This is a genomic window from Modicisalibacter muralis, from assembly GCF_900102945.1.
Classification (GTDB): Bacteria; Pseudomonadota; Gammaproteobacteria; order Pseudomonadales; family Halomonadaceae; genus Modicisalibacter; species Modicisalibacter muralis.
The window spans coordinates 160,971-180,374 of the sequence record NZ_FNGI01000002.1; the positions used below are offsets into that span (position 1 = coordinate 160,971).

Genomic DNA, 19,404 nt, shown 5'->3' on the forward strand with positions numbered 1-19,404 from the left:
ACGTTACTCCGCTGCCTCCGCACTCATGGGCATTGCCTGTTTCTCGCCACCATGTTCCCCATGGCCACTGGCATGACTTCCATGGCCGCTCATCTCACTACCGTCATGGAAACTCTGGATGATTTGGTCATACAGATCCGGCGACACATTCGAGAAGTACTCGACCGGGTGATCGATGCTCGGCTCGGCCAGCGCCTGGTAACCATTGGGGAAGGCCAGCGTGTCGGGCGAGTTACGCACCTCTTCGACCCAGGCATCGAAGCCCTGCTGCGAGGTCACCTGCGCCTCGAAGATCATTTCCGAAAAGCCGGCGCCGCTGTAGTTGGTCGAGCGTCCCCAATAGGTGCCTTGCTCGTCCGCGATCAGATGGACGTCGTTGTCCATGCCCGCCATGGCATAGATCTGGCTGCCCAGCCGGGGGATCATGAACGAGTTCATCACCGAACCGGACGTCACGCGGAAGTGCACCGGTACGTCAGCCGGAAAAACCACTTCGTTGACCGTGGCGATGCCCTGCTCCGGGTAGATGAATAGCCACTTCCAATCGAGGGACACCACGCCGATTTCCATCACCTCGGCATCGCTGTCTACATCGAGCGGCTTATGTGGATCGAGGGAGTGCGAGGTGTGCCAGGTCAGTATCGCCAAAAAGACGATGATGACGCAGGGAATGAACCAGACGATTACCTCGATGACGTGAGAGTGCGCCCAATCCGGTGAGTACCCTGCTTCCGAATTGCCGCTCCGATAGCGCCAGGCGAACATGATGGTCATCACGATGACCGGAATGACCACGATCAACATCAGGCCAAAGGCGGTCAGTATCAGTCGTTTCTCTTCTGCGCCGACCTGCCCCTTGGGATCCATCAGTATCGAGTCGCAACCCGCCAGCAGCAATGGCAGTGCCACTATCAGCAACAGGCTGAAAACGCGTAACCATCTGTTTTTTCTCATCTTACGACCTCGTTAGAGCAGGGAGGCTGACTTCTGATAAACCGCGCTAATATTCAGACAGCTAATTATATTTTCGGAATCCATCAGTCATTGGCACCGAACACGGCGGCCCGTCCGGGCATTGCCATGGCTTGAGCCGAGCGATGCCCAATAATGGCGAGCGGATTGTCAATGAGCCGCCGTGCTGTGAAAAGAGACGATTTGACGCACCAGGCTGCCCACTAGGGTAGGCCATGTTCGCCCAAGCGGCGCTAATCGTTTGGCAGACTGGCGAGGAAGACGCATGCCACAGTGGGAGTTAGTCCTTTTCCTGACGGACCCGGTAGCCTAAGGTGAATGTAACTTGTCACTTCAGTGTGAAGGAATCACGTGAATGGAAGCCAACGAGCCCACGAAAGCCGAGACACGGACCCCACCCTCCAAGCGTGAGCAACTATCGCTGTTCGCGAGAAATTTCTTCAAGCACCCGAAAATGCTGGGCTCGATAATCCCCAGCTCACCCTTTCTCGTCAAACGCATGCTGGGTCGCATCGACTGGGAGCGGGCCAGGGTGCTGGTCGAATATGGTCCGGGCACCGGCACCTTTACGCAGGAAATTCTTCGCCAGATGCATCCCGAGGCCGTGCTGATCGTGCTGGAAACGAACGAGGATTTCGTCAACTATCTCAAGCGCGCCTACCCCGACCCCCGCCTGCAGATCATCCACGGATCGGCCGAGGATGTTCAGGCGATACTTGCACAACGCGAGATCGACGAAGCTGACTACGTGATCGCCGGCATTCCTTTCAGCACGCTACCCGACACCATCAAGGGAAACATTCTTCGCGCGACACAGCGGGCGATCGCGCCGCAGGGGGCCTTCCTACTCTATCAGTTCTCGCCCAACATACTGCCTCACTTGAATCAGACATTCTCGAACGTAAAGCGCACCTTCGAGCCGCTGAATTTCCTGCCGGCGCATTTCTACTACTGCGTCCCGTAGTCGCGGGCTCAGGCCACTACGATCCTCGGTAACGCGACGCCGGCCCGCTCGCGCAGACTCGGCCTCGCCGCCTCGTCGGTGACGATCACGTCGAACTCGTCGAGCCGCGCGAAATAGGCCGGTCGAATGACGCCGAACTTGCTGCCATCGGCGACCAACAGACGCTGCATGGCATTGCCGATGGCGGCCTGCTTGGGGGTCACCTCGTGAAAGTGGAAACAACTCACCCCGCGCTCGGCATGCACCCCCGCCGCGGAGATAAAGGCCTTGTTGATGCCCAGACGCTTGACGGTCTGGGCCATGTCGTCGCTACCGAAGGATGACGATGACGCATGGAACAAGCCACCCAGCAACACCAGGCGCACATTCGGCAGGTGACTGACGGCATTGGCGATGTTCAGCGCATAGGTCACCACTGTCAGCGTCATGTCGCGAGGCAGCGCCGCGGCCAGCGGCAGCAGGGTCGTGCCGCAATCGATGAACAGCGTATCACCTTCCTCTATGAACGAGGCCGCACGACGGCATAGGCGCTGCTTGGCCTGATGATGGCTGCCCTGCTGCTCGTCGAGGTTGTAGACCGGGGCGTACTGCGGATTGTCGGCCATCATCAACCGCCCGCCGATGAAGACCATGGCTCCATCGCTGGCGGCGACATCGCGACGTATGGTCATTTCGGAAACGCCACACAGCTTGGCGGCGTCGGACAGGTGGATGGTACCACCGCGATTCAGGGCTTCCTGCAGACGCGTCATTCGCATTGCACTACGGCCTCGCATGCCGCTCACTCCCCTCGCCCGTCATTGTTCGATAATACCTTTCCCATCAATCGCTTGCCTCATGCATGCTGCGCCACTCAGGGGTAAATTACCACTGCCGGGTTAGCGACCAAGGTCGCATGTGGGGCGGTAACGGTGACTGCTAGACTGCCGCAAATGTGAAAAAATTAACATTATTGGTTATATTTCTCACAATTCGCCTTTTTATTGCCTGAATGTCGACAACTAACAATCAAAATCCTCGAGGTGCCTTGATGTCGTTCCCCGTACGCACGCTGTCCTTTCCCCTGTTGGCCGGTAGCGCCCTGTTGCTGACACCCGTGGCGCAAGCCGACGCATTGACGCCGACGTGGTCGTTCGCCAATGTCTCGGTCAACTACCTCGACTGGTCGAACGGCACCGAGCGGCGTACCGCCAGCAATGCCGCCAAGGGCGACTTCTTCTATCTCGAGCTGGAAGGTGGCGTCGGTTTCGAGTGGGGCGAGTTCTACGGCTTCTACGATTTCGAGAATCCCCAGAACGACACGGCCGAGGAGGATGGCCGCGACAACCGGCGTAGCGCCGCCAAGGTGACATCGCACATCTATCTGGGCGAGTCGCCGTTCTCGGTGTACTTCCACGTCTACGATTTCCGCGATTACGGCTTCAACAGCGAGGAGCAGGACCGCATCGTCGGCTTCGGCTATCGCCACACCTTCGCCAACGGCCTGTGGATCAAGCCCTTCCTGGGCAAGGCCTGGGTCGAGAGCGGCGAAGGCGGTTACGACGGCGAGAACGGTTACATGCTGGGCTGGGTCGCCGGCTACGATTTCGAAGCCTTCGACGAGAGCTTCAGTGTCACCAACTGGCACGAGCAGACCTTCGACCGCGACGAGGAGTACCTCGAGCAGAACTACGTCAACGGCCCCGCCGGCAGCACCGGCACCAATGGCGCCGTCGCGCTGTGGTGGCACCCCATCGAGGCAATCACCACCGGCCTCCAGTACCGCTACGCCCACAACAAGCTGGGCACCGCCGACGACTACCAGAACGCCATGATCTACACCCTCAAGTACAACTTTCTCTGAGGTGGGTGGACACCGTTCAGCCGCACTTCCACGTCGCCATTAGGAAAGACCAATAATGACAATTCTCATGAGCCTGGTGGGGATGATGACGCTCGTCCTCATCGCCATCGCGTTTTCCTACAACCGCCGCGCGATCCGCCTGCGCACCGTGGGCGGCGCGTTCGCCATCCAGGCCGGCATCGGTGCCTTCGTGCTCTACGTGCCGATCGGCCAGGACGTACTGCAGACCATCTCCAATGGCGTCAGCCAGGTAGTGACCTACGCCAACGACGGCATCAGTTTCCTGTTCGGCGGGCTGTCGGAACCCGAATCCGTGGGCTTCGTCTTCGCCATCAAGGTGCTCCCGGTGATCATCTTCTTCTCGTCGCTGATCGCCGTGCTCTACTATATAGGCATCATGCAGTGGATCATTCGCCTGCTCGGCGGTGCTCTGCAGAAGGCCCTGGGCACCTCGCGTACCGAATCGATGTCGGCGACGGCCAACATCTTCGTCGGCCAGACCGAGGCTCCGCTGGTGGTGCGCCCTTTCATCTCGCGCATGACCTCGTCGCAACTGTTCGCGGTGATGTGCGGCGGCCTGGCCTCGGTAGCCGGCTCGGTGCTGGCCGGCTACGCGGCGCTCGGCATCCCCATGGAATACCTGGTGGCTGCTTCCTTCATGGCGGCTCCTGGGGGCCTGCTATTCGCCAAGTTGATCATGCCCGAGACCGATCGCCCCGAAGACGATATTTCCCATGCCATGGAGCGCATCGAGGACGAGGACCACCCCACCAACATCATCGATGCCGCCGCCACCGGGGCCACCTCAGGGCTCATGCTGGCGGCCAACGTCGGCGCCATGTTGCTCGCCTTCATCGGCCTGATCGCGCTGATCAACGGCGTGCTCGGCGGCATCGGCGGCTGGGTCGGCATGGACAACCTGAGCCTGGAACTGCTGCTCGGCTGGTTGTTCTCGCCGCTCGCCTTCCTGCTCGGCATTCCCTGGGAGGAAGCCACTCTCGCCGGTTCCTTCATCGGCCAGAAACTGGTGGTCAACGAGTTCGTTGCCTATATCAACCTCGCGCCGTATATCGATGGCGAGCAGGTGGTGGCGGCCACCGGCCAGACGATGACACCGTATACCGTAGCGGTACTGTCCTTCGCCCTGTGCGGCTTCGCCAACCTGTCGTCCATTGCCATCCTGCTCGGCGGCTTGGGCAGCATCGCCCCCAACCGGCGTCAGGAGATCGCCCGTTATGGGCTCAAGGCCGTGCTGGCCGGTACCCTGTCCAACCTGATGTCGGCGTCTATCGCCGGGTTCTTCCTCGCCCTGTCGGCGATGGGCGGCTGAGCCCGATCACCGCCGCCTCTTTCAGAGAACGACACCATGACCGAATTGCAGCACGCGGCGCGCCAGGCCCTGGCACTGATGGACCTGACCAGCCTCAACGACGACGACAGCGACGCCGCCATCGTCGCCCTGTGCCACCAGGCCAATACACCGCTGGGCACGCCCGCCGCGCTATGCCTTTATGCCCCGTTCATCGCCACCGCCCACCGGGAACTGGCCGCCCTGGGGCTGGCGGACAGCGTCAGGATCGCCAGCGTGGCCAACTTTCCCGATGGCGCTAGCGGCATCGAGCGGGCCGTGCGCGATACCCGCAACGCCGTGATTCGTGGCGCCGACGAGATCGATGTGGTGTTTCCCTATCGTGCGCTGCTCAGTAGCGACGAAACCGCCGGCCGCGCCCTGGTCGAAGCCTGCCGCGAGGCCTGTGGCGAGCGCACGCTCAAGGTGATCCTCGAGACCGGCGAGTTGAAGGAGCCAGCGTTGATCCGCCGGGCCAGCGAACTGGCCATCGCCGCCGGCGCGGATTTTCTCAAGACCTCCACCGGCAAGGTCGCGGTCAACGCCACCCTCGAGGCGACCGAGATCATGCTCGTCGCGATCCGCGACAGCGGCCGCGACGTCGGCTTCAAGGCCGCCGGCGGCGTGCGCAGCGCCGAGGACGCCAAGGCCTATCTCGACCTGGCCGCGCGGCTGATGGGCGACGCCTGGCTTACCCCGGCGCACTTTCGCTTCGGCGCCTCCAGCCTGTTGGATAACCTGCTGACGACGCTGGGCGTCGAGCGAGACGCCGGCGTCAGCGCAGGAGATTACTGATGCTGCCCCAGGAACTCATTCGCCGTAAGCGCGACGGCGAGGAGCTCTCTTCCACGCAGATTCGCCGCTTCGTCGCCGGCATCGCCGACGGCTCGATCGGCGATGGGCAGATCGGCGCCTTCGCCATGGCGGTGTTCCTCAACGACATGAGCATGGACGAGTGCGTCGCGCTGACCACCAGCATTCGCGACTCCGGAGGGACCCTCGACTGGCGTGGGCTCGACCTGCCGGGCCCGGTGCTAGACAAGCACTCCACCGGCGGCGTCGGCGACCTGGTATCGCTGGTGCTGGGGCCCTGGATCGCCGCCTGCGGAGGCCACGTGCCGATGATCTCCGGGCGCGGCCTGGGCCATACCGGCGGGACCCTGGACAAGCTGGAGTCGATTCCCGGCTACGACATCACCCCCAGTAACGCCACCTTCCGCAGTCTGGTCGAAGAGGTCGGCGTGGCAATCATCGGTCAGACCGGCAGCCTGGCCACCGCCGACAAGCGCCTGTACGGAGTGCGCGACGTCACCGCCACGGTGGAGTCGATTCCGCTGATCGTCGCCTCGATCCTCGGCAAGAAGCTGGCCTGTGGCCTCGATGCGCTGGTCATGGACGTCAAGGTCGGCAGCGGCGCCTTCATGCCCACGCCCGCTGCCTCGCGCGAACTCGCCGAGGCCATCGTCGCGGTCGCCGGCTGTGCCGGCACGCCGACCACCGCGCTGCTCACCGACATGAACCAGGTACTGGCGAGTTGCGCCGGCAACGCGCTGGAAGTTCGCGAGGCCATCGCCCTGCTCACCGGCGAAGTGCGCGAGGGGCGGCTGTTCGAGGTCTCCCGGGAGCTAGCTTGTGAAATGCTACTGGCGGGCAACCTGGCCGATTCACGGGCTCAGGCGCTCGACCGGCTCGACGGTGCCCTGCGTTCAGGGGCCGCCGCAGAGCGTTTCGCGCGCATGATCGCCAGCCTGGGCGGTCCGGCGGATTTTCTCGAACGTCACGACCTCTACCTGCCGCATGCGCCGGTGACACGTGCCGTGCATGCCCCTCGCGCCGGCGTCGTTCAGGCCATGGACACTCGCGCGCTGGGCATGGCGGTGGTCGAACTCGGCGGCGGCCGGTTACAGGCCGGCGCGGCCATCGACCACGCCGTGGGCCTCTCGCGCCTCGCCGCCATCGGCGAGACGGTCGATGACAAGCGTCCCCTGGCGCTGATTCACGCCCGCTGCGAGACCGACGCCGAGCGTGCTAGCGCGCGGCTGCGGGAGGTCGTTACCGTCGCGCCGCAGCCGGTCGTCGCTCCGTCACTGATTCATGGCGTCATACGCCCACGCGAGGTTCGTTCATGAGACGCGCCATCGTCCTGGTCCTGGACTCCTTTGGCATCGGCGCCACCGCGGATGCCGCTGCCTTCGGCGATGCCGGCGCCGACACCCTCGGCCATATCGCCAGTGCCTGCGCTCGCCGTCGCGGGCCGCTGTCACTGCCCAACCTGGCGCGCCTGGGGCTGTTTCATGCCCACCGCGAGAGTACCGGGGCCTGGGCCGAGGGCGTCACGATTCTCGATGTCGTCACCGGCGCCTACGGCTACGCCCGCGAACTCTCCTCCAGCAAGGACACTCCTTCCGGCCACTGGGAAATCGCCGGCGTGCCGGTGCTCTTCGACTGGGGCTATTTCGAACCGTGGGGGCCTCGCTACCACCCGGCTCGCTCGGGGCGCGCGAGACCTTCGCCGACATCGGCCAGACGCTCGCCGACTACTTTGGCCTGAGCCCCACGGCGCATGGCCGCTCCTTCCTGCCATCCATCGACTGACGGTACCGAGCATGACGCCACCCATCGACCCGACGCTCTGGCAACACCTCGTCACGCTTCGCGGGCATGCCTATACGCCCTATTCCCGGCATCCCGTCGCCGCCGTGCTGGAAACGCCGGCCGGCCAACGCCATGCCGGCTGCAACGTCGAGATCGCCAACTACAAGGGACTGTGCGCGGAGGCCAGCGCCATTGCCGCCATGGTCTCGGCGGGAGAACGCGACATCGCCGCACTCTATGTCCTCGGGCCCGGCGAACAGCTCTGCACGCCCTGCGGCGACTGTCGCCAGCGCATTCGTGATTTCGCCTCGCCGCGCACACGTATCCACGTACTCGGCGCCCATGGCGAGGTTCTCAAGTCCTATCGCATGGAGGAACTGCTGCCCGACTCCTTCGGCCCCGAGAACATCGGTCAACCCTCGGCCATGACACACGCTAGCCACGTTACTCGAAGCGACGTCGCAGGTAGCGGTTGATGTCCTCGGATTCGTACATCCACCTCGTCTGCCCATCGTCATCGGCGATCCGTAGGCAGGGGACCATGCTGCGCCCCCCCGCCCTCGATCAATTCGTTGCGAAAGTAAGGATGCTGACCCAGGTCGCGCAACTCGATCGGCAGGTTCAAGCGCTCGATCTCGTAGCGCACCTTCACGCAGTAGGGACAAAAGCGGGTCTGGTAGAGCGCCAATGACCGGCACTGCCGTTCTACCTCGGCCTGCGCCTGGGGCGAGCGCTCCAGCGCCTTGCGCTTACCGAACATGAAAGATCACCGAGCCTTGCCGCTACGTCAACCACAGAGAATGGTGCAACGCCTCAAGGTCTGTCGGTTCTGTCCGAGCGCCCCGTTTTCGTGGCGTCCTTCAGGTTGCCCTTGGCTTTCTTGGCATCGCCCCGGGACGCCTGTGCCCGGCCCTTGGCCTCGGTGTCTCTATCTTTCGTTGCCTTGCCGACGGCTTCCTTGGCCTTGCCGGAAGCCTTGTCGATCATGCCTTCCGCCTTGTCGGTCTTCGAGTCCTTCATGTCATGCCTCCTGGCGTCAATGCCGGTGAGTCATCGTTACGACCGGGAACGGAGCGGTTTTTGCGAACTCCGTTCGCTCAATAAGAGCGTAGCAGCTACCTGGATTCGCTCAATGCCCTCATCGAGCGACATGACCCTTTAGCCAATGGTCGTAAAGCGACGTTCCTACCGCACCATTGCCGACAACCAACGATCGTGTTCGTTATACTCAGCGATTCGAATAAAGCATGGCGATCAACGCTATCGTCGCGATTATCGCCAATATCGGTCGGAGTCAGGCATGGCCAATACCCGTTTCTCGCCGTTCGAGTTGCTGCTGCTGAAAAGCAGGAACCAGACGGACACCGCTGCCCTGCTGTTGCTGGCCTGGGTCGCGGCCAGCCAGGGCGAGGTATCGGCAGCGGCCGGGCAGCGCCTGAGTGAATTGGCAGCCGGCTTTCGCCACGGCCATGAACTTCAACCGATTCTGGATGCCGCCAGTCCCCAGGATTTCGCCGCCATCCAGCTCGCCGCCGAAGTGCTGCAGAAGGATTGCCACGGCGAAAAGGCCCTGCCTTTCCTGCGCCATGCCATCGCCCTGGCGATGGTTGACGATAAGCTGGCCGCGGCCACCAACCATGTCCTGCGCTTCCTGGCCGATCTGCTCGGCACCTCGCCGCAACGCTTCAGCCAATTGTTCAGCGAGGTCGCCGGCGAGGATTTCGGCGCTCCCGACGACCCGAGCCGCGCGGACTACTGGCATGCCCGGGAACGCGCCCGGCAGCAGCAATCCCATCACCAGCATTCTCATCAGCATCAACACGAAAGGCAGCATGAGGAGGAGCCTTCTCAACAGCACTCATACCGAGGCTCCTCCCATGGGCAATCGTGGCATCGATCCGAGCGCGAGAGCGGCTCCTATCGCGCCGACGACCGCCCGCCACCCAGCGATCGAACCCTGCGCGCGCTGACCGTTCTCGGGCTCGAGGCGGATGCCTCGCGCGGCGATATCAAGAAGGCCTATCGCCGCATGGCGCAAATCCACCATCCGGATCGCTTCTTCGCGCGCGGCGAGAACGTCACCGCAGCGGCCTCCCAGCGCTTCCAGACAATCAAAAAAGCCTACGAGTACCTGATGCAAGATGCGCGATTTGTATAAACGCCTGGGCGTCGCCAAGAGTGCGTCCGACTCGGAGATATCCGCGGCCATCGAGGCCTGCCAGCATACGGTGTTGAAAGCCGAAGCCGCCGTGGTGCTGGAAGGCAAGCCCCGCCGCGAGGAGTACGATCGGCTGCATACGCTGCTGTGCGACCTCGGGCGCCTGCGAGCGAGGCTCGGGCTCACCCACGGTCAGTACTGGCAAGGCAGTGTCGCCAACGATTTCTCGCTGCCACCGGATAATGAACGCTCGCGTCACGACGAACTGGTGATCAAGATCGGCCAGGCCGTGTCATTGCACGAAACCTGCCAGCGCCTGCGTCATGGCTTGCCATGGCTGGCCTGCGCCGGATTCATGACTATCGCCGCGCTGGTCATCGCGATCGGACTGGACGCGTTATGATGGCAGCGTTGGGCACGGCCGGCTTGTTCGTGCTGACCGCCGTGGCCGAAATCGTCGGCTGCTATCTGCCGTATCTATGGCTCAGGGAGCGCGCGCCGATCTGGGTGTTGCTGCCCGCCGCCGCGTCACTGGCGCTGTTCGTCTGGCTGTTGAGCCTGCATCCGACCGCCGCCGGGCGGGTCTACGCCGCTTATGGCGGCGTGTACGTGGCCACCGCGCTGGCCTGGCTGTGGCTGGTCGATGGTGTGCGCCCGCAGTGGCCCGACCTGCTCGGTTCGGCGTTGGCAATCAGCGGCATGGCAATCATCATGCTCGCGCCGCGCGGTTGACGAGCCATCATGTCGCCGCCGCATCGCCATCGCCGCCCCGGGAGATCGAGTCGAGCGAATCCTCCCTGACCTCGACCTTCTTCTCGACCATGGGGGTCTCCAGCACCACGCTCATGCGCGGCATGGCCACCTCCGTGCCATCGCTGTCGAGGCGCTGCTTGAGGCGCAGGTTGAAGGCGCGCGCCACGTCCCATTGCATCAGCGGGCCGGTACGCATGCGTACACGCATGATCGCCGCGCCCTGATCGAAGCTCTCGATGCCCTGCAACTCCAGCGGCGACCAGATGTGGTGACGCATCATCGGGTCCTGGCGCAGTTCGTCGGCGACTTCGCGCACCACATCGATGGCATCGTCGATCTTCATGGTGTGCGGCACACGGATGCGCATCAGCGCGATGCCGTACTCGCGGGCGAAGTTCTGGATGCCCTTGATCTGGCTGAAAGGGATGATATGCACGATGCCGTCAAGGTCGCGTAGGCGCACGGTGCGCAGGCTGAGTTTTTCCACCGTGCCCATGTGGCCGCCGACATCGACGAAGTCGTCGATCGACAGCGAATCCTCGATGAGAATGAACATCCCGGTGATCAGGTCCTGCACCAGGGTCTGGGCGCCGAAGCCGATAGCCAGGCCGATGACCCCGGCGCCAGCCAGTAGCGGCGTGACATTGACGCCCAGATTGGCCAGCCCGACGATCGCGGCAATGGTCACGATGGTGAAGAAGATCACATTGCGAATTAGCGGCGTGATGGTCTGCGCCCGGGTACTGTGGACGCGCCGGCCGCGCGACTTGGCCGAGACGTTCAGCGCACGCTGAATCGCGGTATCGGCGAATATCCATACCAGCCATGCCAGCAGCACGGTCAGGATGATGCCGAGCAGTGCCTGGCCGATACGCGCGCTGATCGCGCCACCCTCGCCGATACCCAGTAACGAAGCGTCCCACACACGCAGCGACAATTCGGCGAAGATCACCCAGAACACGCAATGTGCCAGCGTATAACCGAAGCGTTCGAGGCGCTGACGATACTGGCTCTTGCGTTTGCGATGCGTGGCTTTTTCGCTGTGACGGCGCAGCACGCCATTGACGACCAGCGTCAACACTAGCAGCGCGGCACAAATCAGCGCCTTGGCGAAGGCATCGCCGGCGTCGCCGACGGTGATCAGAATCGCCGCCAGCGAGGCGCCGATCAACAATAACGCCGGGACATGCCATAGCCGGGCGAGCAGGCGCGTCAGCTCACGCACGCTGGTGGTGTCGCGACGCTGGGCATAGGGGCGATTACGAATCAGATGCTTGACCGGACGCTTGATGCGCAGCACCAGACGCCCACTGACCAGTCCGGCGAGCACGCTAGCCGACACCGCCAGCCAACCGGCCAGATCCTCGCCCAGCAACGCGGTTAGCTGATCGCTGCTAACGGCATCGCCCAACGCCGCCAGGGCACCGATAACGAACAGGCGGCGCAGCGCCTGCTGACGCAGAATCGCCACGGCGACCCGGCGATGGCCCCGAGTGAACAGCGAGATCACCACGTCGAATACCGAAGACAGCAACCTTCCACATAACGTGATATAGGCGATTACCAGCACTATGGCGCGTGCCGCCTCGGGCACCGCCAACCAGCGCAGGCTGGCCAGCATCACTGCGAACGCCAACGCCCACGGCAACACCCTGCGCAGAAAGTGCGCCGCTAACAACCCGGCGCGGGGTTCGGGCGGCAATACCAGCGGCCAATCCCGGCGCTTGGCGATTAGCCGCCCGGCACCGATCAGCAAGCTAAGCAGCCCAAACCAGACGCCCAACAGAATGCCCGCTTCGGCCAGGTTGCGCAGCACGCCGATGCGCGTCGTCGAGGTGAACAGCGCTTCGAGATCCTCGAAGGCGTTGCGTGAACGGCGCGCCCAGATATCCAACGGCGATTGCCCAGCCTTGGCCTTGGCATCGAAATCGCTGAGCGAATCGGCCAGGGCCCCGAGCAGGCCTTGATGCGGCATATCCGTTCCACCGCCCGCTGCCGACCCGGTCGCTGTGCGCAACTCCTTGAGCTGGGCCAGCAGCTCCTTGCGCTGTGCCTCGTTTTCCAGCGTGGCGATGACCCGGTCCAGCGAATCGCGCAGCGCCTGGGGGTCCACCGCTTCGCCAGCGCTTTCGCCACTGCCTCCGCCGCCACCCATGCCAGGGATCGACAAGCCCTGCGCTTGGGCAGTAGGCGCTGCAACCGACAGCATGGCCAGCAACAGCAGCGGCGCGAATACCAAGGTCAGGACGCGAGGGAGCGACATGACACCTCTCCAAACGATTGATCCGGCGGACAGAGTGCCGTCTGAAAACGACAAAGCCAAGGGGCCGGGCTCATATAGCGCAGCATGCCGGCATCGATGCGCCAGTCAGCGTGGACCCCGCGGACAATAATTAGCATGCGTAGCACGTTTACATACGCTATTGTATGCCATGCACGTTTACTAATATGGGCAAAATGATGATCGACAACGGACGCCTCGTACCACCGCTCGCCTGCTCCCTGTTACTGACCCTCCTGGCAACGCCGGCTTCGGCCGAGGGTCTGCTCTCGCTCAAGGTCGAGAACGATGCCTTCTCCAAAGGCGAGGATGGCCACTATACCAATGGGGTGGAGTTGATGTGGTCGTTCGAGCCCGCTACCGATCATTGGACACGCCGCTTCGCCGATATGCTGCCGGGCTGGTCGTCAAGCGGTCTCGATGGCGTGGCCTATCGCTTCGGGCAACAGATCTACACGCCCAACGATATCGGCATCGAACGGCTCATCGAAGACGACCGCCCCTATGCCGGGCTGCTGTTCGGCGGCATATCGCTGTTCGACGATGTGCGCCTCAACGGTTGGCGCCAGGCCAGTAGCCTGCATTTCGATATCGGCGTGGTCGGCCCGGCCTCGGGTGCCGAAAATATCCAGCGCAGCTTCCACGAACTCATCGCCAGCGAAGAACCCGAGGGTTGGGATAACCAGCTCGAGAACGAACCCATCGTCAATCTCGCCTACGAACGCGCCTGGATACTTCAGCATCATCTCAATGGGCTGGACTTCGAGTACGGGCCGAGCCTCGGCTTCTCACTGGGCAATTTGTATACCTATGCGTCGAGCGGACTGGGAATGCGCTTCGGCGAGGGACTCGATCGTAGCTTCGGCATTCCCAGCGTCGCGCCGGCGCGTAGTGGGCAGTCGTTTTTCAAGCCCGATCAAGGCTTTAGCTGGTATGTCTTCGCCAGTTTCGAGGGTCGCTACATGGCGCATAATCTATTGCTCGACGGCAATACCTTCGAGGATAGTCACAGCGTGGATCGCCGCGAGTGGGTCGGCGACGCCCAGCTCGGCTTCGCACTGACCTGGGATCGCTGGCAGTTGGCTTTCACCAATGTGTGGCGCACCGATGAATTCGAAGAGCAAGGCCGCCACGATCAATTCGGCTCCCTGACGTTGTCGACCTGGTTGTAGGCACCAGCGTCAAGAACCCGCCAGATACCACCGCTATCGCGTAAATGACAAAGCCAGGGCCGAAGCCCTGGCTTTGTCGTTGCGAGCATTGCGTACTGCTAACCGCGATCCGGCTCGGGCTCGGCCCCGTCATCCTCGACAGGCTTGCCGCGCTTGCGATCGAACCAATCCTCGGCCCTGGCCACCAGCTCATAGAACATCGGCACGAAGAAGATCGCGATCAAGGTCGCCCCCAACATGCCGCCGATCACCGCGGTACCGATCGAGTGGCGGCTCGCCGAGCTCGCGCCGGTGGCAATGGCCATGGGAATCACCCCGACGATAAACGCGAACGAGGTCATGATGATCGGCCTGAAGCGTATGCGCGCGGCCTCCCTGGCGGCCTGGTAGACACTCATGCCCTCCTGGCGCTTCTCGACGGCGAACTCGACGATCAGGATGGCATTCTTGGTCGCCAGGCCGATCAGCACCAGCAGGCCGATCTGGAAATAGATGTCGTTCTGCAAACCGCGAAGCAGCATCGCCACGGTCGCCCCGAACAGCGCGAATGGCACGGCGGTGATCACCACCAGCGGCAGCGACCAGCGCTCGTATTGGGCGGCGAGAATCAGAATGACCATCACCAGGCCGAACACGAAAGCCAGCGTCGATGTACTCGAGGAGCTCTGCTGCTGGAAGGCAGAGCCCGTCCAGCCCAGTTGGTAGCCTTGGCCGGCGACCTCCTGAACCACCTCCTGCATCGCGTCCAACGCCTGACCCGAGCTGTAACCCGGCGCCGGCTGTCCCATGATCTTGGCCGACGGAAACAGGTTGAAGCGCTGGATGATACTCGGCGCCTGCTGGCGCTCCATGCTGACGACGCTGGACAGCGGCACCATCGTGCCGCTTTCGGCGCGCACGTAAATGTCGTTCAGGTCGTCCGGCGTCTCGCGGAAATCGGCCTCGGATTGCAGGTTGACCTGGAAATTACGCCCGAACAGCGTGAAGTCGTTGACATACAACCTGCCGAAGGTGCTCTGCATCGTCGCGTATATCTCGCTGAGCGGAATGCCCATGCTGCGCGCCTTGTCGCGGTCGATGGTGGCCTTGTAGGACGGCACCTGAGTGTTGATGGTGGTGCGGACCTGAGCCAGTTCGGGGCGCCCATTGGCTGCCTGCGCCACCTGCTGGGCCTTCGCTTCGATCTCCTTGGGCGACGCACCCTCGGTCGACTGCAGGTAGCCCTCGAAGCCACCCGTGGTGGACAGCCCCTGAATCGGCGGCGGATTGAAGGCGATCACCTGGCCATCCGGCATGGTGCTACCGATGCCGAATGTCTTACCGACCAACTGCTGAGCGGTCATACTGCGCTCGGACCAATCGTCGAGGGTCACGAAGGCAACCCCGGCATTGGGCAATTGCGCCCCCGCCAAAATATCGAAGCCGGCGAACGAGACGACGTTTTCGACGCTTTCCTCTTCCAGCAACTTGGCGACGAGTTCCTGATTGTAGTCGTCGGTGCGCGGCAGGGATGAGGCCGCCGGCAGGCTGGTAATCGTCAGGATGAAGCCTTGATCTTCCTGCGGCACTAGTGCCCCGGGCAGGCGCATGAACAGCAGGAAGGTGATCACGCAAAAGCCAGCGAACAGCGTCAAGCCCACCAGCACCCGACGCATGAAGAAGCTCACGCCCTTCATGTAGCCGCGCGTGGTCTTTTCGAGCGCGCGATTGAACCAGCGAAACGGTGCCATCACTTCCTTATCGTGTGGCTTGAGCAACAACGCGCACATCGCCGGTGAAAGCGTCAGCGCGACGATCGCCGAGATCAGCACGGAAATCGCGATGGTGATCGCGAACTGGCTGTATAGCTGACCGGAAAGACCGCCGAGAAAGCCCACGGGGATGAACACCGCAGCCATGACCAGCGTCACCGCGATGATCGGCTCGGATATCTCCGACATCGCCTTGAGCGCGGCCCGCTTGGGCGACAGGCCCTCCTCCTCCATCACTCGCTCGACATTCTCGATGACGATGATTGCATCGTCGACGACGATACCGATCGCCAGGATCATGCCGAACAGCGTCAGCAGGTTGACCGAGAAACCCAGCACGTACATGCCGGCGAAGGTGCCGATGATCGAGATCGGAATGGCGATGATCGGCACCAGCGCCGCCCGCCACTTCTGCAGGAACACGAATACCACGATCACCACCAGGGCCAGTGCCTCGACGAAGGTCTTGATGACCTCGTTGATCGACATCTGGACGAACTTGGTGGTGTCGTAAGGCACGCTGTACTGCATGCCCTCGGGGAAGTTGGCCGACAACCGGTCCAGCGTCGCCTGGATCGCCTCGGCGGTTTCCAGGGCATTGGCGCCGGGTTGCAGATAGATGCCGATCGGCACCGCCGGCTGGTTGTTCAGGCGCCCCACGAACGAATAATCCTGCGCGCCCAATTCGACCCGCGCCACATCGCTCAGGGTCAGCGAGCTACCGTCTTCGCTGGTGCGCAGCAGAATATCCTCGAACTGCGCCACGCTATTGAAACGGCCCTCGGTGGTAATCGTGAACGTATAGGGGCGTGGGTCCGGATTGGGCATGGCGGCCAGCTTGCCCGCCGGGAACTGCGAGTTCTGCTGGCTGATCGCATCGGCCACCTCGCTGGTGGTGATGTTGTAATCGGCCATCTTGGCCGGATCCAGCCATACCCGGATGGAATAATCCTTGGCGCCGAATAGCTGCGCGGTACCCACGCCGTCGGTACGCTTGAGCGCATCGATGATATTCACCAGCGCATAGTTACTCAGGTAGACCGAGTCGTAGGTATTGTCGGGCGACGATAGCGTGATGACCTGGAGAATGGTCGATGAACGCTTTTCGACCTGGACCCCCTGGGTCTGCACCACGCTGGGCAACTGGGCCATGGCCTGCTGCACACGGTTGTTGACGTCGATGGTCGCCTGATCCGGATCGGTACCGATGGCAAAGGTCGCGCTCAGGCTCATCGTGCCGCTATCGGCGCTCGTGGAGTCGATGTAGAGCAGGTCGGGAACACCATTGATCGCCTGCTCTATGGGTGCCGCCACGGCCTCCGAGACGGTCTGCGCGCTGGCTCCGGGATAGGTCGCGGTGACCTGAACCGAGGGTGGCACGATCTGCGGGTACTGCTCGACCGGCAGCACGCGCAGCGAGAGTAGCCCGGCGATCACGATAATCACCGAGAGCACCGTCGATAGGACGGGGCGATGAATGAAGAAACTGGAAACATTCATTCGCCGTCACCCTCCTGCGCCGAGGCGGCTTGCGGTTTCTGGGGCTTGTCGCTGGCGGATGATGCCTCCGGCGTGGCCGCCGGGGCATCGCTTGCAGGCTGCTCCTGCATCTGGTTCCCGGCGGACACCGCCTTGGGCTCGGCCTTGCCATCGAAGGGTTGCGGCTCGATACGCCGCCCCGGCTGAACGCTGGCGACATGCGTCACCACCACTTGCTGACCGGGCTCGAGCCCGCTGTCGATCACGATCCACGGCCCGGCACGATCGCCAAGATTGACATTGACCGGCTTGGCCTCGCCATTCTCGGCGACGACGTAAACCATCGGTCCTTCACGGCCTTCGAGCACGGCGATCTCGGGCACGGCGATGGCGTTGGGCATCACCAGGCCGTCGAGCTTCACATGCACGAACTGGCCCGGGAGAAACAGCGACTGCGGATTATCGAACGTCGCCTCGACCTGCACGGTGCCGGTATCGCGATCGACACTCGCGCCCAGGTAATTGAGCCGCCCGCGCAAGCGGTCCATCTCGCTATCCGGCGTCAGATTGGCCAGCGCTACGGGCGTTACATCGCCACCCCCGGGCGTACGGCGCAACTGGCGCAGTGCCGCGGCGTCCTCGGGCGGCAAGGCGAAACGCGCCTCGATGGTCCGCAAGGAAGTAATGGTCACCAGTTCCTGCGGTGGCTGCACCAGGCTGCCGACGTTCACTTCACTCAGGCCTATCTGCCCGGAAACCGGCGCCGTCACCGTGGTGTAGTCCAGGTCGATCTGGGCATCGTCGAGCGCCGCCTCGGCCTGGGCGACCATCGCCTGCGCTATCTTCAGCGTGGCCAGTGCCTCGTCACGCTGCTGCTGGCTCACCGAGTTCTGCTCGTACAGCCGCTCGAAGCGCTCCCAGTTGCGCTGCGCCCGATACAGCTCCGCCTCGGCGCTCTGCAGATCGGCACGCCGCTGACGCACCGTCGCCTCATAGCGGGCGGGCTCGATCGTGAACAGCAACTGGCCCTTCTTGACCCGCTCACCTTCCTGGTAATGCTTTTCTTCGAGAATACCGGTAACACGAGCGGTCACGACCACCTGCTGTTCGCTGCGCAGCAATGCGGAATATTGCTTATCGACCGGCAGATTGCGGGGCTGCACCTTGAGCACCTGAGCGGCAAGCGGTGGCGGCTGTTGCTGCTGGCCGGCTTGTTGCTGCGTCGATTCCTGCCCGCACCCGGCCAGCACCAACGACACCAGCGCCATGCTCCAGCCCAGCCTACGCACGCCCTTGTTGTTGCGCATCGCGCTATCCCTTGATCGTTTAATAATGGCGGCCAAGATTACATCCATACAGCCATGAATGTAAATATCGGGGCGTTACGGTATGATGACCATAACGACGCAACATGCTTTCTATTAGCATTGCTAATATATACTTATCGTTCCGAGCCTTCATCATCCATGCCCAGACGCACCAAAGCCGAAGCCAAAGCCACCCGCGAAGCCTTGCTCGATGCCGCCGAAGAGGTGTTTTTCGATAAGGGCGTCGCGCGCACCTCGCTCGAACAGATCGCCCGCCACGCGGGCATGACCCGCGGCGCGGTCTATTGGCATTTCAAGAACAAGGCCGACCTGTTCCATGCCCTGCTCGAGCGGGTGCGCATGCCTTTCGAGGAACTGATCGACGAGGTCGACGACCCGACGCTGATCGACTCCCCTCTCGATGCCCTGCGCCTGGCCTGCCATAACGGCCTGGCGCGCATCGAACAGCCCCGCGTTCAGCGGGTCCACTCGATCCTCCTGCATCGCTGCGAGTTCTTCAGCGACATCAACCCGTTGGAAATGCAGAATCGATTGGCCTGCGAATGCCATGACGAAATGTGCGAGCACTTCCGCCACGCGCACGATCAGGGGTTGTTGCAACCCGGCCTGTCGCCGGTAATCGCCGCTCGGCTGCTGCAGTCGACGCTTGGCGGGCTTTTCCACGACTGGCTGCGCGACCCCACGAGTTTCTCGCTGCGCGACGAAGGCGGCGAGCTGATCGACACCCTGTTCCGGCTGATCAGCAAGGACGAGTAACCGC

18 protein-coding genes and 1 pseudogene are annotated in these 19,404 nt (G+C 62.8%); 12 read left to right on the plus strand and 7 right to left on the minus strand.

The window, feature by feature from the left end:
* Positions 1-3: 3 nt before the first annotated feature.
* The gene (gene cyoA, locus BLR92_RS05365; RefSeq protein ID WP_089726296.1) at positions 4-954 is read right to left on the minus strand and encodes a ubiquinol oxidase subunit II; all 951 of its coding nucleotides are present in this window, start codon (positions 952-954) and stop codon (positions 4-6) included.
* Positions 955-1,327: 373 nt separating this feature from the next.
* On the opposite strand from cyoA, the gene BLR92_RS05370 reads away from it, so the two are divergent.
* The gene (locus BLR92_RS05370; protein WP_089726298.1) at positions 1,328-1,936 is read left to right on the plus strand and encodes a class I SAM-dependent methyltransferase; all 609 of its coding nucleotides are present in this window, start codon (positions 1,328-1,330) and stop codon (positions 1,934-1,936) included.
* An 8-nt stretch (positions 1,937-1,944) separates the two neighbouring features.
* On the opposite strand, the gene BLR92_RS05375 is transcribed toward BLR92_RS05370, so the two are convergent.
* The gene (locus tag BLR92_RS05375) at positions 1,945-2,712 is read right to left on the minus strand and encodes a DeoR/GlpR family DNA-binding transcription regulator (protein ID WP_089726300.1); all 768 of its coding nucleotides are present in this window, start codon (positions 2,710-2,712) and stop codon (positions 1,945-1,947) included.
* 254 nt (positions 2,713-2,966) lie between these two features.
* Between BLR92_RS05375 and BLR92_RS05380 the strand changes: the two genes are divergently transcribed.
* The 6 genes and pseudogenes from BLR92_RS05380 (at position 2,967) to BLR92_RS05405 (ending at position 8,198) form a co-directional block, all read left to right on the plus strand.
* Positions 2,967-3,779, plus strand: coding sequence for an outer membrane protein OmpK (locus BLR92_RS05380; RefSeq protein ID WP_089726302.1), 813 nt, complete (start codon positions 2,967-2,969; stop codon positions 3,777-3,779).
* Between the two features lie 55 nt (positions 3,780-3,834).
* Positions 3,835-5,109 carry a NupC/NupG family nucleoside CNT transporter gene (locus BLR92_RS05385; protein WP_089726304.1) on the plus strand — a complete coding sequence of 425 codons (1,275 nt, stop codon included), beginning with the start codon at positions 3,835-3,837 and terminating at the stop codon, positions 5,107-5,109.
* A 36-nt stretch (positions 5,110-5,145) separates the two neighbouring features.
* Positions 5,146-5,922, plus strand: coding sequence for a deoxyribose-phosphate aldolase (deoC, locus tag BLR92_RS05390; protein WP_089726306.1), 777 nt, complete (start codon positions 5,146-5,148; stop codon positions 5,920-5,922).
* Positions 5,922-7,256: a thymidine phosphorylase gene (gene deoA, locus BLR92_RS05395; protein WP_089726308.1), complete on the plus strand. Its 1,335-nt coding sequence runs from the start codon at positions 5,922-5,924 to the stop codon at positions 7,254-7,256. The genes deoC and deoA overlap by 1 nt, the downstream gene beginning before the upstream one ends.
* Positions 7,253-7,585: pseudogene (locus BLR92_RS05400) on the plus strand (phosphopentomutase); the annotation flags it as partial. The gene deoA and the pseudogene BLR92_RS05400, both read left to right, overlap by 4 nt.
* Positions 7,586-7,733: 148 nt before the next feature.
* Complete coding sequence (locus BLR92_RS05405) at positions 7,734-8,198, plus strand: cytidine deaminase (protein ID WP_089726310.1); 465 nt, start codon at positions 7,734-7,736, stop codon at positions 8,196-8,198.
* 38 nt (positions 8,199-8,236) lie between these two features.
* Here the strand turns inward: BLR92_RS05405 and BLR92_RS05410 are convergent, their stop codons facing one another.
* Both BLR92_RS05410 and BLR92_RS05415 read right to left on the minus strand, forming a co-directional pair.
* Positions 8,237-8,482 carry a glutaredoxin family protein gene (locus BLR92_RS05410; RefSeq protein WP_245704096.1) on the minus strand — a complete coding sequence of 82 codons (246 nt, stop codon included), beginning with the start codon at positions 8,480-8,482 and terminating at the stop codon, positions 8,237-8,239.
* 53 nt (positions 8,483-8,535) lie between these two features.
* Complete coding sequence (locus BLR92_RS05415; protein WP_089726312.1) at positions 8,536-8,742, minus strand: CsbD family protein; 207 nt, start codon at positions 8,740-8,742, stop codon at positions 8,536-8,538.
* 280 nt (positions 8,743-9,022) lie between these two features.
* On the opposite strand from BLR92_RS05415, the gene BLR92_RS05420 reads away from it, so the two are divergent.
* The 3 genes from BLR92_RS05420 to BLR92_RS05430 are packed head-to-tail and all read left to right on the plus strand — an operon-like array spanning position 9,023 to position 10,612.
* The gene (locus BLR92_RS05420) at positions 9,023-9,880 is read left to right on the plus strand and encodes a J domain-containing protein (protein WP_089726314.1); all 858 of its coding nucleotides are present in this window, start codon (positions 9,023-9,025) and stop codon (positions 9,878-9,880) included.
* Positions 9,864-10,283, plus strand: coding sequence for a hypothetical protein (locus tag BLR92_RS05425; RefSeq protein WP_089726316.1), 420 nt, complete (start codon positions 9,864-9,866; stop codon positions 10,281-10,283). The genes BLR92_RS05420 and BLR92_RS05425 overlap by 17 nt, the downstream gene beginning before the upstream one ends.
* Positions 10,283-10,612 carry a YnfA family protein gene (locus tag BLR92_RS05430; protein ID WP_089726933.1) on the plus strand — a complete coding sequence of 110 codons (330 nt, stop codon included), beginning with the start codon at positions 10,283-10,285 and terminating at the stop codon, positions 10,610-10,612. The genes BLR92_RS05425 and BLR92_RS05430 overlap by 1 nt, the downstream gene beginning before the upstream one ends.
* A 7-nt stretch (positions 10,613-10,619) precedes the next feature.
* Here BLR92_RS05430 and BLR92_RS05435 read toward each other — a convergent pair whose 3' ends face one another.
* Entirely contained in the window at positions 10,620-12,896 is a 2,277-nt protein-coding gene (locus BLR92_RS05435; protein WP_089726318.1) for a mechanosensitive ion channel family protein, read from the minus strand.
* A 197-nt stretch (positions 12,897-13,093) separates the two neighbouring features.
* Between BLR92_RS05435 and BLR92_RS05440 the strand changes: the two genes are divergently transcribed.
* Positions 13,094-14,086, plus strand: coding sequence for a lipid A deacylase LpxR family protein (locus BLR92_RS05440; RefSeq protein WP_089726935.1), 993 nt, complete (start codon positions 13,094-13,096; stop codon positions 14,084-14,086).
* A gap of 98 nt (positions 14,087-14,184) precedes the next feature.
* Here BLR92_RS05440 and BLR92_RS05445 read toward each other — a convergent pair whose 3' ends face one another.
* Both BLR92_RS05445 and BLR92_RS05450 read right to left on the minus strand, forming a co-directional pair.
* Positions 14,185-17,337, minus strand: coding sequence for an efflux RND transporter permease subunit (locus tag BLR92_RS05445; protein ID WP_089726319.1), 3,153 nt, complete (start codon positions 17,335-17,337; stop codon positions 14,185-14,187).
* A complete protein-coding gene (locus tag BLR92_RS05450) occupies positions 17,334-18,623 on the minus strand; it encodes an efflux RND transporter periplasmic adaptor subunit (protein ID WP_175488729.1) in 1,290 nt (429 codons plus the stop codon). The genes BLR92_RS05445 and BLR92_RS05450 overlap by 4 nt, the downstream gene beginning before the upstream one ends.
* Positions 18,624-18,782: 159 nt before the next feature.
* Here BLR92_RS05450 and BLR92_RS05455 point away from each other — a divergent pair, with 159 nt between their 5' ends.
* The gene (locus tag BLR92_RS05455) at positions 18,783-19,400 is read left to right on the plus strand and encodes a TetR family transcriptional regulator (RefSeq protein ID WP_089726323.1); all 618 of its coding nucleotides are present in this window, start codon (positions 18,783-18,785) and stop codon (positions 19,398-19,400) included.
* Positions 19,401-19,404 lie beyond the last annotated feature (4 nt).

What these genes read in the sequence shown, in the direction of transcription:
- cyoA (WP_089726296.1), bottom strand. Translation starts at nt 954, where the DNA reads ATGAGAAAAAACAGATGGTTACGCGTTTTCAGCCTGTTGCTGATAGTG.
- BLR92_RS05370 (WP_089726298.1), top strand. Translation starts at nt 1,328, where the DNA reads ATGGAAGCCAACGAGCCCACGAAAGCCGAGACACGGACCCCACCCTCC.
- BLR92_RS05375 (WP_089726300.1), bottom strand. Translation starts at nt 2,712, where the DNA reads ATGCGAGGCCGTAGTGCAATGCGAATGACGCGTCTGCAGGAAGCCCTG.
- BLR92_RS05380 (WP_089726302.1), top strand. Translation starts at nt 2,967, where the DNA reads ATGTCGTTCCCCGTACGCACGCTGTCCTTTCCCCTGTTGGCCGGTAGC.
- BLR92_RS05385 (WP_089726304.1), top strand. Translation starts at nt 3,835, where the DNA reads ATGACAATTCTCATGAGCCTGGTGGGGATGATGACGCTCGTCCTCATC.
- deoC (WP_089726306.1), top strand. Translation starts at nt 5,146, where the DNA reads ATGACCGAATTGCAGCACGCGGCGCGCCAGGCCCTGGCACTGATGGAC.
- deoA (WP_089726308.1), top strand. Translation starts at nt 5,922, where the DNA reads ATGCTGCCCCAGGAACTCATTCGCCGTAAGCGCGACGGCGAGGAGCTC.
- BLR92_RS05405 (WP_089726310.1), top strand. Translation starts at nt 7,734, where the DNA reads ATGACGCCACCCATCGACCCGACGCTCTGGCAACACCTCGTCACGCTT.
- BLR92_RS05410 (WP_245704096.1), bottom strand. Translation starts at nt 8,482, where the DNA reads ATGTTCGGTAAGCGCAAGGCGCTGGAGCGCTCGCCCCAGGCGCAGGCC.
- BLR92_RS05415 (WP_089726312.1), bottom strand. Translation starts at nt 8,742, where the DNA reads ATGAAGGACTCGAAGACCGACAAGGCGGAAGGCATGATCGACAAGGCT.
- BLR92_RS05420 (WP_089726314.1), top strand. Translation starts at nt 9,023, where the DNA reads ATGGCCAATACCCGTTTCTCGCCGTTCGAGTTGCTGCTGCTGAAAAGC.
- BLR92_RS05425 (WP_089726316.1), top strand. Translation starts at nt 9,864, where the DNA reads ATGCGCGATTTGTATAAACGCCTGGGCGTCGCCAAGAGTGCGTCCGAC.
- BLR92_RS05430 (WP_089726933.1), top strand. Translation starts at nt 10,283, where the DNA reads ATGGCAGCGTTGGGCACGGCCGGCTTGTTCGTGCTGACCGCCGTGGCC.
- BLR92_RS05435 (WP_089726318.1), bottom strand. Translation starts at nt 12,896, where the DNA reads ATGTCGCTCCCTCGCGTCCTGACCTTGGTATTCGCGCCGCTGCTGTTG.
- BLR92_RS05440 (WP_089726935.1), top strand. Translation starts at nt 13,094, where the DNA reads ATGATCGACAACGGACGCCTCGTACCACCGCTCGCCTGCTCCCTGTTA.
- BLR92_RS05445 (WP_089726319.1), bottom strand. Translation starts at nt 17,337, where the DNA reads ATGAATGTTTCCAGTTTCTTCATTCATCGCCCCGTCCTATCGACGGTG.
- BLR92_RS05450 (WP_175488729.1), bottom strand. Translation starts at nt 18,623, where the DNA reads ATGCGCAACAACAAGGGCGTGCGTAGGCTGGGCTGGAGCATGGCGCTG.
- BLR92_RS05455 (WP_089726323.1), top strand. Translation starts at nt 18,783, where the DNA reads ATGCCCAGACGCACCAAAGCCGAAGCCAAAGCCACCCGCGAAGCCTTG.